At 39.1% G+C, this 17,004-nt stretch carries 14 protein-coding genes, 1 riboswitch and 2 other annotated features; of the genes, 13 read left to right on the top strand and 1 reads right to left on the bottom strand.

Annotated elements, in window-relative coordinates; genetic code table 11:
- The 8 genes from HMPREF3103_RS00950 to tyrS all read left to right on the top strand — a co-directional run.
- On the top strand, positions 1-1,322 hold a 1,322-nt coding region (locus HMPREF3103_RS00950; protein WP_168132790.1), incomplete at its 5' end, for an SseB family protein.
- Between the two features lie 20 nt (positions 1,323-1,342).
- Positions 1,343-2,710 (top strand): SseB family protein, encoded by a 1,368-nt coding sequence (locus HMPREF3103_RS00945; RefSeq protein WP_070436891.1) that lies wholly within the window; start codon positions 1,343-1,345, stop codon positions 2,708-2,710.
- 126 nt (positions 2,711-2,836) lie between these two features.
- On the top strand, positions 2,837-4,207 hold the full coding sequence (locus HMPREF3103_RS00940) for an SseB family protein (protein ID WP_070436889.1): 1,371 nt from the start codon (positions 2,837-2,839) through the stop codon (positions 4,205-4,207).
- Positions 4,208-4,536: 329 nt separating this feature from the next.
- Positions 4,537-5,745 carry a tRNA epoxyqueuosine(34) reductase QueG gene (gene queG, locus HMPREF3103_RS00935; RefSeq protein WP_005606570.1) on the top strand — a complete coding sequence of 403 codons (1,209 nt, stop codon included), beginning with the start codon at positions 4,537-4,539 and terminating at the stop codon, positions 5,743-5,745.
- Positions 5,742-6,251: a tRNA (uridine(34)/cytosine(34)/5-carboxymethylaminomethyluridine(34)-2'-O)-methyltransferase TrmL gene (gene trmL / locus HMPREF3103_RS00930; RefSeq protein ID WP_070436886.1), complete on the top strand. Its 510-nt coding sequence runs from the start codon at positions 5,742-5,744 to the stop codon at positions 6,249-6,251. The genes queG and trmL overlap by 4 nt, the downstream gene beginning before the upstream one ends.
- Positions 6,252-6,259: 8 nt before the next feature.
- Complete coding sequence (locus HMPREF3103_RS09500; protein ID WP_160313175.1) at positions 6,260-6,415, top strand: hypothetical protein; 156 nt, start codon at positions 6,260-6,262, stop codon at positions 6,413-6,415.
- A gap of 47 nt (positions 6,416-6,462) precedes the next feature.
- Positions 6,463-6,662, top strand: a binding site (T-box leader).
- Positions 6,663-6,737: 75 nt separating this feature from the next.
- Positions 6,738-8,429, top strand: coding sequence for an arginine--tRNA ligase (gene argS, locus HMPREF3103_RS00925; RefSeq protein WP_070436883.1), 1,692 nt, complete (start codon positions 6,738-6,740; stop codon positions 8,427-8,429).
- Positions 8,430-8,471: 42 nt separating this feature from the next.
- Positions 8,472-8,672, top strand: a binding site (T-box leader).
- A 56-nt stretch (positions 8,673-8,728) separates the two neighbouring features.
- Positions 8,729-9,994, top strand: coding sequence for a tyrosine--tRNA ligase (gene tyrS, locus HMPREF3103_RS00920; RefSeq protein WP_070436882.1), 1,266 nt, complete (start codon positions 8,729-8,731; stop codon positions 9,992-9,994).
- 832 nt (positions 9,995-10,826) lie between these two features.
- On the opposite strand, the gene lacC is transcribed toward tyrS, so the two are convergent.
- Positions 10,827-11,759: a tagatose-6-phosphate kinase gene (gene lacC / locus HMPREF3103_RS00915; RefSeq protein ID WP_070436879.1), complete on the bottom strand. Its 933-nt coding sequence runs from the start codon at positions 11,757-11,759 to the stop codon at positions 10,827-10,829.
- Between the two features lie 385 nt (positions 11,760-12,144).
- Here lacC and HMPREF3103_RS00910 point away from each other — a divergent pair, with 385 nt between their 5' ends.
- The 5 genes from HMPREF3103_RS00910 (at position 12,145) to HMPREF3103_RS00890 (ending at position 16,933) form a co-directional block, all read left to right on the top strand.
- Positions 12,145-13,443, top strand: a complete 1,299-nt coding sequence (locus HMPREF3103_RS00910) for a CHAP domain-containing protein (protein ID WP_070436877.1) — start codon at positions 12,145-12,147, stop codon at positions 13,441-13,443.
- A gap of 137 nt (positions 13,444-13,580) precedes the next feature.
- Positions 13,581-14,057 (top strand): hypothetical protein, encoded by a 477-nt coding sequence (locus tag HMPREF3103_RS00905; RefSeq protein WP_070436875.1) that lies wholly within the window; start codon positions 13,581-13,583, stop codon positions 14,055-14,057.
- Between the two features lie 124 nt (positions 14,058-14,181).
- Positions 14,182-14,296, top strand: a riboswitch (FMN riboswitch).
- Between the two features lie 115 nt (positions 14,297-14,411).
- Positions 14,412-15,029: an ECF transporter S component gene (locus tag HMPREF3103_RS00900; protein ID WP_070436873.1), complete on the top strand. Its 618-nt coding sequence runs from the start codon at positions 14,412-14,414 to the stop codon at positions 15,027-15,029.
- A 154-nt stretch (positions 15,030-15,183) separates the two neighbouring features.
- Positions 15,184-16,656 (top strand): SLC13 family permease, encoded by a 1,473-nt coding sequence (locus HMPREF3103_RS00895; RefSeq protein WP_070436871.1) that lies wholly within the window; start codon positions 15,184-15,186, stop codon positions 16,654-16,656.
- Positions 16,657-16,666: 10 nt separating this feature from the next.
- Positions 16,667-16,933 carry a chorismate mutase gene (locus tag HMPREF3103_RS00890; RefSeq protein WP_049555717.1) on the top strand — a complete coding sequence of 89 codons (267 nt, stop codon included), beginning with the start codon at positions 16,667-16,669 and terminating at the stop codon, positions 16,931-16,933.
- Positions 16,934-17,004 lie beyond the last annotated feature (71 nt).

The raw sequence follows: 17,004 nt of genomic DNA, 5'->3' as shown, positions 1-17,004 counted from the left end.
GATTATTCGATTTTTTATTTGGAAAGAAGAAAGAAAATAGAACTGTTGTTTTTGGGGTAGAAGAGATACTCCCTAATCCAAACGACTCAGAAGACTTAGTCGTTATAGGACTCGTAAGAGGAACGATTCACGTTGGAGATGAAGTCATTATTACAAATTTAGGAAGTGATAATGATAAACCTGCAAAAGCTGTCATATCCGCACTTGAAGACGCGAATAAAGGTCAAGTGAAGAAGGCATCCGGCGACAATGTTGTGGTAACGATTAAAGATGGTAAAAAACACAACGTGTATAAAGGTACAGTCTTGCATTTCGAAGGGGTAAGCGAAGATGATTTAAGAGCTTCTTATCTTTACGCTATTATTAATGCATTTTTCTTCTGGCAAAATGGGAAATTAATGGATGAGGATCGTAGACGCTTTTCGATTACGGACCTAATAGAAATATGGAGACAATCTATTCGTTTTTGTGATGATAGTGCTGCACAACATTCACATGGAACACATGCATTCTATCTTGAAAAAATCCTTCTTTTAATGGAGCAGGTTCGCGCTACATTATTAACACTCGATGAAATATATGCAGTTTATTCTGTAAAGACTGGAGAACCAGCTTTGTTCATAAGTTCAACAAGAAATAAAGATGGTAGCCTTGAGCCAGCTGAAACAATGGTACGTTTAATTCCTGCGGCATATAAAGAGAAAATTACATATCCTGATGAGTTTGTGCTCCGTCGTATTGAAAACGGACCTGATAAAGATGGAATCCAGAATTTCTTAAACGAAGTTATTTTCTTAAATGGAGCTGAAGGAATTGAGTTTATTTCAGATGAAACGTCAATTAATGCAAAAGCGCTAGTAAAATCCCCGGATTTAGAAGGAATGAGAGAGGTTGACAAACCGATAATGAATCCTGAGGTAGTTCGTTGTTTACTAATGCTAGGCCAAATTGGAAATACTACTACATTAGGAAAGAGAGACCGAGATTTCTTATCCAATTTGTATTTAAACCGTTTGACGGAAGCCTTAAAAACAGCACGTTTTATTGTACCTATTAAAGTACAAGGAGAATTACCAAAACCCAACGAAAATGGGGAAACTTCTTTTGCAGAAGATGTGAAGTATGAGTTAGCAATGAAAGAGCTAAAAGACAATAAGAAGGCTGTTCCAATTTTTACAGATTGGAAGAGATTCAATGAAGAGTACGGGGATGGGTGGAGAGGTCTCCTCCAACCGTTGGGAGGTCCATTAATTCCGCATCCTGTCCTTATTAACGGAACGCTATATTTCGAAACAGGTAATGAAACCAAAGATAGTGAATGATTAGGAGTAGGAGAAACAAAATGGGATTATTCGATTTTTTATTTAGAAAGAAGAAACCTGATCCGAGTTTTACTCTGGGTAAGGAAGAAGCAGAATCAATCTGTATTCTTGGAGTAAGTAATGTGATTGGTGTTGATGACAACGCTACAGACTTAATTATTGAGGGCTTTGTTCAAGGAACCATCAAAGTAGGTGACGAACTTGTTGTTACAAAGATAAGTTGTTTATCCAAAACGCCTGTAAAAACCGTCATTTTATCCATTTATGTTGATGAAGAGGAGGTTCAAGAAGCCTCAGAAAAAATGGTGAAGGTAAAAGTCAAAGATGGGAATAAACTTGGGATTTATAAAGGTACCATGTTGCATTCGGAAACCGTGACAGATACTCAGGTTTACCATGCTTATCGTTTTACAATGGATATCGCTTTTGTAAGGCAACAAGATGGAATACTCACTGAAGAGGATCGTGAAAAATTGGCCGCTTCAGACATTTCGGAGATTTGGAGTTTATATTGGAAGGCCCATCTTGAAGACTTTGGAAGGGTAAAAGAAATAGAACTGAAGGTGGATCAGAGAAGACGAGATTTCTTTAATTTGATTCGAGAAAAACTATTTTTATTAGATGACATTTATGTAATATACTCACCAATAACGAACGAACCTCATTTGTTTGCTACTGCATCATTAGATGGAAATAAGGGGATAACTGTTTCACATTCACGGGTTTATCTGGTTCCAAGCTCATACATGCATTACCGTAAAGATCTTTATAGGAATGATAAGAGAGCAGAATTTAAACGGATTGAAAACGGACCTGAAAAAGAGGGAATTCGTAATTTTCTAAGAGATTTATTTATATATGATGGAGTAGAAGCGATTCAATATTTCACAGAAGATACGTTTATTTTTGCAAAAGAATTAATGGACCTTCCGAATTATGAAGGGGTAGATGAAGCAGAAATCCCTGTAACGAATCCAGATTTAATGAAGTTTTTGCATCTATCAAGTCAATCGGACGGAATAGAAGATAAAGAAGAAAAGAATATCGGTAAAGCATATTTTTATCTGCTTGCCAGATTTACAAAGACCGCAAAATTTATTGCGCCTATGCAACTTCATGGGTATGACCAACTTCTTGAAGATAACCCGCAAACTGAAATCGAACCTAATATTCCTTTTAATTTAGCGATAAAACAAGGGAAAACAAAAGAGAAGGCCGTTCAAGTGTATACAGATTGGAAGAGACTCCGTAAACACTTTGGTGAAGAGTATAAAGGGTTAGTTGTAACGCTTGATGAATTGTTAAAGGATTATGATGTTGTTATTAATCCTGGCGAATATCCGATAGCTCTATTTATGACAGAAGAATTCTTTAATGCAGTAGATTAAATAGTTATAAGAAAAGCAACTCAAGGAGTTGCTTTTCTCTGGTTTAGTGGTTTATATATTCTCGAAATAAGCTATGATATAATTTAAGTATCAAGTATCAGCTATTGGAAAACGGGAGGAATATGAATGGGATTATTCGATTTTTTATTTGGAAAGAAGAAACAGGCTCCGAGTTTTGCTCTTGGTGTTGTTATTTTTTTTAAGGGAGAGGACAATTCTTCAGACTTAATGGTAGTGGGTTTCGTGAAAGGGACCATAAAAGTTGGGGACGAAATTGTTGTTACAAAGATGAGTTGTGTGACGGAAACCCCTGTGAAAACAACCGTTCTATCACTCATGGTTCCTGAAGGCGAGCTACAAGAAGTTTCAGACAGAATGGTGATGGCAAGAGTCCAAGATGGGGCTAAACTTGATATTTATAAGGGAACGGTGTTGCATTCGGAAAATGCTCCGGATGAACAACGATATAATGCTTATATTGCTGCGCTGGGAAACGCTTTTGTGAATGAACAAGAGTGCAAACTTACTAAAGAGGATTGTGAAAGATTAGCTGCATCAGATATTTCGGAGATTTGGCAATTATACTATAAAGCGCATGCTGAAGAGGCTAAACAATTTGAAGCCAAACAGGTACTATTAAATTATAAAAGACGAGAATTGTATAAACTGATTCGAGAAAAACTATTTTTATTAGATGATGTTTATGTAGTGTATTCAGTAGAAACAGATGAGCCTTATTTGTTTTCTCATGCATCAGAAGATGAGAAGGGCACACTTTCTGTTACAATGCCAATGGCTCGACTGATTCCAAGTTCGTATATCCATAATCTTAAAGAGTCGTTTGGAAAAAATGAGATATTTGATTTTAAACGAATTGAGAATGGGCCTGATAAAGAAGGGATTCGTAATTTCATAAGAGACTTATTTATCTATGATGGAATACGTGGAATTCAATATTGTGGTGAAAAAACAACGATTCTTGCGGAACAACTAGTGGATCTTCCGCGGTATAAAGGGATGGATGAAATAGAAATACCTGTAACGAATCCGAATGTGATCAAGTGGTTATATTTGGCACGTCAATTGGGTAAACTGAATACGAAAGATAAAAAAAGACTAAGCCAAGTCTATTTATATGAGTTTTATGAAGCTTTAAAAACAGCAAAATTTATTGCGCCAATGAGGCTTCATGGATATGACCAACTTCTAGAAGATAACCCGCAAACGGACGTAGTACCTAATATTCCTTTTGATTTAGTAATGCAACCAGGAGATACGAAAGAGTTGACACTCAAAGTGTATACGGACTGGAAAAGACTTCGTAAGCACCATGGAGAAGATTGTAAAGCATTAATTGTGACGCTTGATGAACCATTAGCATTTCATGATGTTGTTATTAATCCGGGAGACCATCCGATGGCAGCTGCTACGATTACGGAAGAATGGTATAATGAAGTGAAGAGGAAAACAGACAGTATAAGAAAAGCAACCCCTTGAGTTGCTTTTCTCTGGTTAGAAGTCTCTTTAAGTGTATAAAAGAAGTCTTTTTTCAGTAACAAACTAAAACAATTCAAGGAATGATAAAATTTTTTTCAAAAACGTTAGAATTTCTTAACTTTATAGTTGATTTTTAAAAAGAAAAGCGCTATTATACTTGTATCTCTTGCTCTGTAATTGATTTTGCACGGCAATTGATGTTCGACTAACGTTAACTTTCGCAGTGATTTCACCGAAGGCTAGCGTTTTTTTTTGTGTAAAATTAGGAAACTTTGTGAAAAAAGAGAAGTATAGTACAATAGTTAGGAAGAATGGAGAGGAGGATTTAGATGGATACAGCAGTTTTAAAACAGAAAATTATTGCTAAAAGCAAAGAGCTGGGCATTGATAAGATTGGTTTTGCTTCTGCAGAGCCATTTACGCACTTAGAAGAGAGCATGCGTCGTTCTAAAGAACTCGGTCATACGACTGGTTTTGAGCATCCTGTGTTAGAAGAGCGTATTTATCCTGAGAAAATCTTCGATACTCCAAAAACAATTATTTCCATTGCGCTGGCATATCCAACACTTCCTAAAAATAAGCCGGAACGTGTGAAGGGAGAGCGTCGCGGGGCTTTTGCACGGGCTTCGTGGGGAGAGGATTATCACTTTATTCTTTCAAGACGCATGGAAGCATTAATCAATTACATTAAAGAAGAGGTTCAAGACGATGATTCCCGCTTTAAGCCGATGGTTGATACGGGCGAATTAATCGATGTTCGTGTAGCAGAGCGTGCAGGAATTGGTTTTGTCGGCAAGAATGGCCTTCTCATTACGAAGGAATTTGGCTCGTATGTCTACTTAGGAGAGCTGATTACGAATATCGAGTTTCCAACCGATGAAATGGTGGATTATGGATGCGGCGATTGTACGCGTTGTGTGGATTTCTGTCCAACAGGTGCTCTGCTTGGCGACGGACGTATGAATGCCATGCGCTGCTTGTCGTATCAGACGCAGACGAAAGGCTTCATGCCACAAGAGTTTCGTAAAAAAATCGGGCATGTGATTTACGGCTGTGATATTTGCCAGCAAGTGTGTCCGTATAATAAGGGAAAAGATTTCCATTTGCACCCAGAGATGGAACCATCTGTTGAAGAGACACATCCACTCTTAAAGCCGCTTGTGACGATTTCGAACAAAGAGTTTAAGGAACGTTTTGGACAAATGGCGGGGTCGTGGCGTGGAAAGAAACCGTTGCAGAGAAATGCGATTATCGCCTTAGCGAATTACCGCGATAAATCGGCAGTTCCGCTCTTACTTCGCGTTATGAAAGAAGATATGCGTCCCGTGATGAAGGGGACAGCTGCTTGGGCAGTGGCAGAAATCGTGAACGAATCGAACCAAGAAATGATCGATTATTTTAACGAGCAAAAAGAAGCCGCAGTGAAGAAGAGAGACTCTCTGGAAAATCCAACCAAGGAAGATATCGAGTTAATCGAAGAATTAGAAAAAGCAATTGTAGTTTTACAAGAAAAATATAGAGAAGAGGCAAACAAATGACGGTAAATCATATCGTATTATTTGAACCACAAATTCCGGCCAATACGGGGAATATTGCAAGAACCTGTGCAGCGACAAATTCGCCACTGCACTTAATTGAACCGCTTGGATTCTCAACAGATGATAAGCATTTGAAGCGTGCGGGGCTAGATTATTGGCATGATGTCGATATTACGTATCACAAATCGCTGGAAGCGTTCCTCGACTATTTAGGAGAGCGTCCTTTATATTTGATTACAAAATTCGCCAACCACACCTATGATGAGGTGGATTTAGCCCGCGATGAGGAGCAATTCTTCATGTTCGGGAAAGAGACAACAGGCCTTCCTGAAGAATTTATGCGCGAAAACGAAGAGAAATGCTTGCGTCTTCCGATGAACGATACGCATGTGCGTTCATTGAACTTGTCGAATACGGCAGCGATTGTTGTATACGAAGCACTTCGCCAGCAATGTTTTGCAGGGCTTGAACTGGTGCATACGTATGACCACGATAAATTAAAGTAGGTGAGTAAATGGATCAGTCCTTATATTTATGTATTGTTTACGCCATTTGTGCGATTGCCTTTGTGATTTTGGCGGTGGTTTCAAAACCACTGTATGCGATCTGTGCAGTCTTATTTGCCATCTCGTCAGTAGTGCAAGGTGTTCGCTATTTTAAAAAGAAGTAAAATTGCAAATTCGTACTGATTATGGTACAGTGGATGACAGTTAAATAGCAAAATTGATGAAAAAGAGAGTAGTTTTTAACCGAATGTATTAGCGAGTTGGAAGGGTGAAAGCCAACCATTCATTAAAAATGAACCGCACTTTTGAAATGATTATTTGAAATGTAGGATAATCCGGATTCGCCGTTACCGAGTAAAGTGGCTCAATTTGAGCAAGCAGAGTGGTACCACGGGAATTCTCGTCTCTATATGACTGTCGTCGTATAGGGATTTTTTTGTATAAATGGATATCCGAGTATAAAAACCAAAGAAAAGGAGAACAAAGATGAATTATAAGAAAATTGTTGCAGAACAAATCGCAAAAACAGTCGGCGAGCATTTAAGCGTTGACGAAATCGTATCAATGATTGAAGTGCCTAAATACGCGAACCAAGGGGACCTAGCTTTCCCTGCATTTACACTTGCAAAAGTATTACGTAAAGCACCGCAAGCTATCGCGACAGAAATCGTGGAAGCCGTTAGTGATAAACACATCGAACGCGCAGAGGCAATGGGACCATACGCGAACTTCTTCTTAGAACGTAGCGCTTTTGCCGATGAAGTCTTAAAAGAAGTCTTAGAACTTGGAGAACATTACGGTGACTGGGATTACGGTCAAGGTCGTAAAGTGGTTATCGATATGTCTTCACCTAATATCGCGAAACCAATGTCAATGGGACATTTACGTTCAACGGTTATTGGGAACGCGATTGCGAACCTTGAGAAAAAAGTGGGCTATGAACCAATTCGTATCAACCACTTAGGAGACTGGGGAACACAATTCGGGAAACTGATCGAAGCGTACAAATTATGGGGTAGCGAAGAGCTTGTAAAAGCTGATCCAATCGCAGAACTCATTAAATTATACGTTCGTTTCCACGAAGAAGCAGAACTAGACCCAACGCTCGATGATAAAGGTCGTGCATGGTTCAAAAAACTAGAAGATGGAGATGCAGAAGCGGTTCGTCTATGGGAATGGTTCAGAAGTGAATCATTGAAAGAATTCAACCGCGTGTATGACTTACTCGGCGTGACTTTTGATTCATATAACGGAGAAGCGTTCTATAACGACAAGATGGACGTTGTGGTCGACATGCTTGAAGATGCAAACTTACTAAAAGTGGATAATGGTGCGACAATCGTAGACCTTGAAAAATATGATTTACCACCAGCGTTGATTAAAAAATCAGACGGCGCAACACTATACATGACACGTGACTTAGCAGCCGCAAACTACCGTAAGAATACTTACGATTTCGCAAAATGTATTTACGTGGTAGGGATGGAACAATCAAACCACTTCAAACAATTAAAAGCAGTCTTAAAAGAATTAAACTTACCTTGGTCTGAAAATATCGTGCATATTCCATTCGGACTAATCACATTGAACGGTAAGAAATTATCGACTCGTAAAGGAAAAATCATCCTTCTTGAAGGCGTGTTAAAAGAAGCGACAGAACTTGCTTTGAAACAAATCGAAGCAAAAAATCCATCGCTTGAAAACAAAGAAGCTGTGGCACACGCTGTTGGGGTGGGTGCGGTAATTTTCCACGACTTGAAGAACGACCGTACAAACAATTTCGACTTTGCGCTTGAAGAAGTGGTACAATTTGAAGGTGAAACAGGACCGTACGTACAATATACACATGCTCGTGCGATGAGTATTTTGCGTAAAGCCAACCATACTGTCGATACACAAGCGGCCTTCTCATTAACAGACGATGATGCCTGGGAAGTATTGAAACTGATTGAAAACTATCCAAACGTTGTACGTTTTGCTGAAGAAAAATGCGAACCATCTGCAATTGCAAAATTCGTTATCAATTTAGCACAAGCGTTTAATAAATATTACGCACATACAAAAGTACTCGTTGAAGATGAAGCCTTCAACAGCCGTATCGCTTTAGTACAAACAACAGCAAGCCTTCTAAAACAAGGCCTAGCGCTTCTTGGCGTGGCTGCTCCAGATGAAATGTAGTCATTGACATCAAGTAGGATAAGCCTTATACTTAATGCACATATAGAAGCAATGAACAAGCGCAGTAGTGGTTGTCCACGGGAGAAGAAGAGAATTGTCGGTCGGTGCAAGACAATCCCCCACATCCGCGAAGTACACTTGGGAGCGATCCGTAAGGACGTCTCATCCGCGATAAGGATGCTCGAGTGGATGATGCCTGGCATCGTCAACAAGGGTGGTAACACGGTGAAAATCGTCCCTAATAGTCTTTTTTGGCTATTAGGGATTTTTTATTTACAAGAAAGAAGGGGAGAAACAAGATGAACATTATCGATGATTTAGAATGGCGCGGCGCCATCAACCAAATGACAGATGAAGAAGGCTTACGTGCCTTAACCAGCGAAAAGGCTGTATCACTCTACTGTGGCGTAGACCCAACTGGAGATAGCATGCACATTGGACACTTAATTCCATTTATGATTCTTCGTCGTTTCCAATTAGCAGGACATAAACCAGTTATTTTGATTGGTGGGGCAACAGGATCAATCGGAGATCCAAGTGGTCGTACAAGCGAACGTGTGCTTCAATCAATGGAACAAGTTCAACACAATGTCGAAAAATTGACAGCGCAAATGAAAAAATTATTCTTCACAACAGATGAAGACCAAGCGACATTACGCCTTGTAAACAACTACGATTGGACAAAAGATTTATCATTATTAGACTTCTTACGTGACTACGGAAAGCATTTCAACTTGAACACCATGCTTGCTAAAGACGTTGTCGCAAGCCGTCTAGAAGTAGGGATTTCATTTACAGAATTCTCATACCAAATCCTACAATCAATGGACTTCTTGCATTTATTCAAGACAGAAGACGTGCAAGTTCAAATTGGAGGTGCGGACCAATGGGGGAACATCACTTCAGGGCTTGAATTAATCCGTAAAGTAGAAGGAGCAGAGTCTCGTGCGTACGGTCTAACAATTCCATTGATGTTAAAATCAGACGGCACCAAATTCGGGAAATCAGCAGGTGGTGCTGTATGGCTTGACCCTGAAAAGACAACTCCATACGAATTCTACCAATTCTGGTTAAACCAAGATGATCGCGACGTGATTAAATACATCAAGTACTTCACATTCTTAGACCGTGAAGAAATCGAAGCTCTCGAAGAAAAAGTGGCGACAGAACCACATAAACGTGAAGCACAAATCCGCCTTGCTGAAGAAGTCACTCGCTTCGTTCACGGCGAAAAAGCCTTGGAAGACGCGAAGAAAATTACAAACGCGCTCTTCACAGGAAACGTACAACAATTAACAGCCGACGAAATCGAACAAGGCTTCAAAAACATGCCAACATTTGAAAGTTCAAAAGAACCTCAAAATCTAGCGACATGGCTTGTTGACCTTGGCATCGAACCTTCAAGAAGACAATCACGCGAAGACATTCAAAACGGCGCGATTTCTATCAACGGGGAAAAAGTAACCGACCTCGAATTCGAATGGACGAAAGAACAATCCTTCGAAGAACGCTTCGTCATCGTCCGCCGCGGTAAGAAAAAATACTTCTTAGTGGTGTTGAAATAATAAAACGACGGATGATTCCTGCGAATCCTTACGGGAGTAAGACAAAAGCTAAAAATGGACTCACAGTGTGAGTCCATTTTCTTTTAGTGGTTTCAAATCCTTCGCACTGTGAAGGATTTCCACAAGGCTGATTAGGCATAAGCAAATCACGAGTGATTTGCTTATGCCAATCAGCTACTGCGTATAACTCTTTAAGCTTCTCTTATTTTATGCGCCCACGTTAGTATAATGATAAAATCCGCAGTATTCTTCGGAATCATCCTTTGGGTGCATCGTGTCAAAAACTACTAAGAAAATTTTTGCTTTGTGAGCTGACGATAACGAGCAGTTCACAAAGTTCGAAACAAAAAAATGTTTTAAATAGATTTTCAAACCTGTTATAAACGCCTACACAATCATATTTCAAAAGCAAATGTAAAAAACTCAATATGACATATACGTTATATTGCAAAATAACTTTTAGGTCAAAAGCCCGAATTTGTTGTCTCGAAAACTCACGACTTAGTGTGCGCATTCCGAATGCAAAACCGTGCACTTTTCCATTTAAAACATCAGGAGCTTAACCCATAGAAGCTCAAGCTGCTGTATGACAAAATCCTTTCAATGCGATAACCTTGGTGGAGAAACTCGAATTTGTTTTGGATTTCGGAAAGTCTATGGCTTCAATAGTGACAGTAACGTGTTTCGTATTAAAACGAATAAGAGGGCGTAGGATTTATAATCCGTACGCCCTCTTTGAGGCTTTTAAGGTGAGAGACTTCGGCTCGAACCGCTACAACGTTACCGTCACTATGATGATAGCCATAAGGTTTTCCGAAATCCAGTTTACTTTTTAAACTTTCTCCACCGTTACCGCATTGAAAATAGTATCGAAGTTATCCCTGTTTATAAAGCCTGTTTGAGCTTCCATGGCATTGAGCGTACCTGCAGTCACTGCCGTTTTCAAAATGGATTCAACGCTTTCGCCTTTTGCAATCGCATGAGCTAACCCAGCAATCGTTGAGTCTCCAGAGCCAACAGGATTCACGGCGTTGACTTTGGGAATGCTGACTTGGTAAAAGACACCTTCATGTTTTGCGAGTGCGCCTTTTGATCCAAGCGAAACAACCACCCAATCCACCCCGTCAAATACCGGAGAGTTCAATTGCTTCTTCAATTCTTCCACCGTTGTCGCTTCAGGAACCCCTAATAACCCAGCGAGTTCTTCTTGGTTTGGCTTAATTAAGGCTGGATTGGTAGAAGCTTCAAGCGCCATCTTCAATGTCTTTCCAGAAGTATCTAAAAGCACAGGAATGCTGGCTTTTGCAGCTTTTTCAATAATCGTTGCGTATAAGTCATCGTCCATTCCAGCAGGCAGGCTACCAGAAATCGTGATAAGATCGATCTCTTTTAATAAGGTTTCAAAATGAGCGAGGAAACCTGCTTGTTCTTCTGGTGTAATGGTAGGACCGGCCTCTAGGATTTCGGTTTGAAGGCCTTCATGTAGGATGGCAATACAATTACGAGTTTCCGATTGGATAGGATAGAAGTTATTTTGCAAGTCAACCTCATCCAATTTTTCTTTAATAAAAGCACCGATGTGGCCGCCTAGTAAACCTGTTGCTAGCACTGGAGAACCGAGTTGCTTTAAAACACGACTCACGTTGAGGCCTTTTCCCCCGGGTGTTTTACTAACCTTTTGAGTACGATTCACCGTATCCATCTTTAATGTTTCGACCGTATACCCAATATCTACCGCCGGATTCATTGTTAATGTTAATATCATAAAAATAGCTCCCTTCTATTTTCAATTGGATACGTTAAATATACCATATTTCCCCTTTTTTGAGGGCTAAAGTTTGGTTTGTTACAAAACTTTTTGAAGATAAATGTACCGCGCTTAAAGGAATTACATATTTTCATTGAATCATTCTATAAAAAAACACACATTAATCTGTAATATTTTATAAATTTCTCCTTTTTTTGTATCAAAAAGGTCAGCTAATCGTTTTATGTTACAGCTTTGTTACAAGGTATTGTCAATTCAAAGAAAATCAACATCAGTCTAAAGTCCTATGGTATTATAGTACCAAGTTAAGTTTTATTTAAGCCAAATCGGCTACTTCGAAATATATAATTGATTTTTTATTGGAACTATTGGAGGGACTCACTTGAAGAAACGTTTATTAACAGTATTAGTAACAGGAACAGTATTAACATTAGGAGCTTTAGCACCGAATGTTAGTGCGCAAGACTTTGACTCACAAATCAACTCAGTTAATTCAACAATTGCAAACATCAATGATAAAAAAGCTGCAGTTAATGCAACAATTGATTCATTAGTATCTGAATTATCTGGAGTACAAACTAAGATTGATGCTACTCAAGCTCAAAAAGCTGAAGCTCAAGCAGCAATCGACTCATTAAAATCAGAAATTTCTAAATTAGAAAAAGTAATTGCTGAACGTAACGAACGTTTAGAAGAACAAGCTCGTGCAGTACAAACAAACGGAGCTCGTTCATATGTTGACTTCTTATTAAATGCAGAAAACTTATCAGATATCGTTAACCGTATCGGTGTTGTTATGGATTTAATCGGTGCTAACCGTGATTTAATGCAACAACAAGCAGAAGATAAGAAACAAGTAGAAACTAAAGAAGAGCAACAACAAGCTAAATTAGCTGAACAACAAAAAGCTGAGGAAGAATTACAAGGCTTACAAACAAAATTAAATGAAACTTTTGACAAAAATAAAGTTTTATTAGCAAACTTATCTCAAGAAGAATTAGCTGAAATCTCAAAACGTGATGGATTAGTTGCAGAAAAAGAAGCTTTCCAAAAACGTTTAGCTGAAGAAAAAGCAAAAGCAGAAGCTGAAGCAGCACGTATTGCAGAAGCATCTCGTCAAGCTTTAGCAGCAGAAGCAGCAAAAGCAGCTGAAACAGTTGCAGCTGCAACTTCAACTCCAGCTCCTGCAGCTTCAAATACTCAAGCACAAACAACAGCAGCAGCTCCTGCAGCACAAGCAACAGCGGCTCCTGCAGCAACAAAACAATCTTCTAGCTATACTTATACAGCTGGTGGAGGATTCCCAGCGGTTGACCCAAGTTACCGTGCAGCTTTAAACGGCGGATACTTCGGACAATGTACTTACTACGTATTCAACCGTATGGCACAAGTTGGAACACCAATTGGACACAGCATGATGGGTAACGCGGCTGAATGGCCAGCATATGCTCGTAGCTATGGATACTCAGTATCTAACTCACCTTCAGCTGGTTCAGCAATCGTATTCCAACAAGGTTTAGCAGGTGCTGACCCAACTTACGGACACGTAGCATTCGTAGAAGCAGTTAATGCAGATGGTTCATTATACATCTCTGAAATGAACGTACAAGGATTAAACGTAATCTCTTACCGTACAATTTCAGCAAGCGTTGCAGCTCGCGCAACTTACATCCGTTTCTAATAGAAATTAAAAGAGCCGTCTCCTGAAAAGGAGGCGGTTTTTGTTTGCAGAATTTGGCCCAACACACTTCAAGTATAATTTGACATCCTACACTAGATTTTCTATGATAACAATAAGTCGCAATAAAGGAGTATAAAATGAAGAAAATAATTAAATTATCGATTGTATTATTAGGAGCATTTTTTGTTTTATTAGGATGCCGGTCTGAAAGTAAAGCGGAATTTGCCTTAGAAGTTTCTATTTCTAAGCAAAAAGTAACGTACATGTACGACCAGGAAAAAGATTCGGTTTCCTCACTAACGTTTAACATCAGCTATGATATTTCTAAGAACAAGGAGTACGAAGAAAAGGCACGTAGACAACGTGAGAAAATCGTAAAAGAAATGGATGGAATTGATGGAATTAAAGTCACTCAATCGGATAGTGAAAAGGAAATCGCATTTACTGTTGATGTTGACCTTAAGAAGTTCAAATATGATGATGAAGAGAGTCGTTCGAAAGCACCAGCACTCTATAGCAGTGTTCATTCAGCTTTGGTGAAGAAAAATGATCGTTACAGTTTCGAAGAATCCAAGAAAAAGATTTTAGAAGAAGGATTTAAAGAAGTAAAATAGATTTCTAAAAAATTGGATGCCAATCACTGGCATCCAATTTGTTTAGTTGGGAAAAGTTTTTAAAACTTTTATAAGCAGGGAGATTGCGCAATGATACAGGAAGTGCTACAATCAACCTATAAAATAACATTTTCGGGGCAAGGTGAAATTCCTGACCGGTGGTATAGTCCACGAGCCGCTTGGCATGATCTGGTGTGATTCCAGAACCGATAGTATAGTCTAGATGTGAGAAAATGGCACTATTTCAACGAGTCTATTTGACGAGCAGTATTGGAAGGTCCATTTCAATACTGCTTTTTTATTGGAATTAGGTGAAAAGTGCAATTTCCTTCGCCCTAAGAAGGAGGATGTACGATGAGTACAGATGTAAAAAAGTCGACAGGAACAGCGACTAAAAAAATTGTTCTAGTAGGTGTTTTTGGTGCCATCAGTACCGTTTTAATGTTTCTATCTTTTAACGTACCGTTTATTCCAACCTTTGTGAAGTTGGATTTTTCAGACTTACCGGTATTGTTGGGGGGATATATTTTAGGTCCAGTTTATGGAAGTTTTATCGCCATTATCAAGATATTATTGAATTTTGTCTATAATGGGTCGATGACATATGGAATTGGGGAAACGGTGAACTTAATAGGAAGTTTAAGCTTTATGTTACCGGCAGTAATTTTATATCAACGAAATCGTAATTTTAAAACTGCAATTATGAGTTTAATCGTTGGGACGATTGCCGCTACAGTTGTCTTATTAACTGCAAATTATTTTGTGATGTTTCCTTTATATGCGACTGCTATGAATTTTCCAATGGAAAAAATTGTAGCAGCAGCTCATGCACTTAACCCTTATGTAACAGACTTAGCTTCATTAATGACGTTTGCATTATTGCCATTTAATATCATTAAATTTGGGCTAAATAGTATTCTTGCATTATTCCTATATAAACGTCTTGCAAAAGCATTAAAATTTGAACATTAAACAAGAGCCAGGGACTGCCCTGGCTTTTTTATTTTGGGAAAAATTTTCCTATATAATATAGAAGAAAAGTGATATCGGATTCCAAAGGGTATGCTTAGTTTCAATAGCAATCTGATCTAAAATGAGGTAGGATAGATAAGAATGAGGTGAAACAATGAAAGGAAAAACATGGACCCGGTTGCAACAGTTCATCGTTGCAATCAGCGCTATTCTCATGGGAATGAGCGGTTATTTAACTATTACACAAGGAACATTATTTGGACTAGCAGCACCGACCGTTTCCATTCTGTCCATCTTCTTTAGCAGTCTTCTGCTTTGGCTCTTTGTCGCAACGGATTGGCCAAGCGTTCTCTGCTATGTACTATTAGGAATCGGGATGCTTCCAGGAGTGTCTTATGGGCAGATTTTTAATCTGTCGTTTGGGAATACGACTTTTGTATTCCTATTATTTACATTTTTAATGACCTATGCTTTGGAGCAAACTCCGGCTTTTCGAAGATTTGTTGCAAAGGCCTTGGGAAGTTCTTTTGCTGGGAAAACACCTTGGCATTTTATCGGAGCTTTCTATACAAGTGTCTTATTTATTAGTCTTTTTATTTCACCGACGATTCTCTTTATGATTGTTTTTCCAATTTATGAAGAGATGATGGCTCTGTTAGGATTTAAAAAAGGAGATAGAGAAGCTTCCATTTTATTAATTGTTCTATTTTCGACAATTGCCATCGGAACTGCGATGACACCAATCAATCACGTCTTTTCAGTAACGGCGATGGCACTCTATAAGACGTCAACGGGAATTGCAATTTCCAACGCGCAATATATGATGATTGGAATTCCAGCCGGACTCGTGCTCTTTATCGCGATGGGAGTTGTTCTTAGAACTATTTGGCGAGTGGATTTATCCCAAGTGGAAATGAAACAAATGACTTCGCTAGAAAATTTACCACCGAAAAATAGACGTGAGAAAGCAACGGTTCTTATTTTTATGAGTGTTGTTCTTCTATGGGTTCTTCCAGAACTAATCGGAGGACTACTACCTGACGTGGCTACTTTCTTAAAAGGCGCTGGAATGGCATTTCCTCCGATGGTTGGAGTAATTCTTTTAGCGATTCTATCATTTGAAGGGAAACCACTCCTCTCCATTCAAGAAGGCCTACAAAAGGGGGTCTATTGGCCAAGTATGTTCTTGGTGGGAGCAACATTGAGTATGGGCACCTTAATTACGAAACCTGAATTTGGGGTGATTAGCTTACTCGAAAGCTCGTTAGTGCCTTTATTTGCGACACTTTCGCCACTATTGGTTGTGATTATCTTTGTATTGTGGGCAGGATTTCAAACAAATGTCTCTTCAAACTTAGTCACTGTTTCAGTTGTAACAACGGTGTTAACGACTGTTTATGCTACAGGATCGATTGAAGTTCAAGCGGGAACGATTGCCTGCCTGATTGGGTTCATGGCGAGCCTAGCGTTTATGACACCACCATCAATGCCTTATGTGGCCATTTCGGTTGGTTCTGGATGGACGAACGCAAAAGATGCGTTTCTTTATGGGGGAGTTTTATTCTTGCTTAGTGCGATAAGCGCCGTTGCTATCGGCTATCCATTAGGAGTCTTTTTTGGAATTTAGGAGGTTTTAGATGTTAGACAAACAACGTGCAGAAATTGATGCCATCGACCGCGAAATCGTCTCTCTTTTTGAAAGACGGATGCAAGTCGTTATGGATGTTGCTCGAATTAAAAAGGAAAATGAGATGGCCATTTTCGATGCCAGTCGTGAAAAAGAAGTGATTGCAAAAGTGCAATCGTATTTGACGGACGAAGGATTAAAAGAAGAACTTCGTGAAGTTTATGAGACTTTAATGAAAGTCTCCAAAGACTATCAAAAAATACAAATGGATGAATAGAATTTGTTTATTTTAGGTTGTAGAGAAGGGCTCATAGAATGAAGTGCACCCCAAAAGTTAGACACAAAATC

The sequence above is a fragment of the Granulicatella sp. HMSC30F09 genome (genome assembly GCF_001806915.1).
GTDB lineage: Bacteria > Bacillota > Bacilli > Lactobacillales > Aerococcaceae > Granulicatella > Granulicatella adiacens.
The sequence above is the reverse complement of the archived record's forward strand: the minus strand, read 5'-3'. Positions and strand labels throughout refer to the sequence as shown.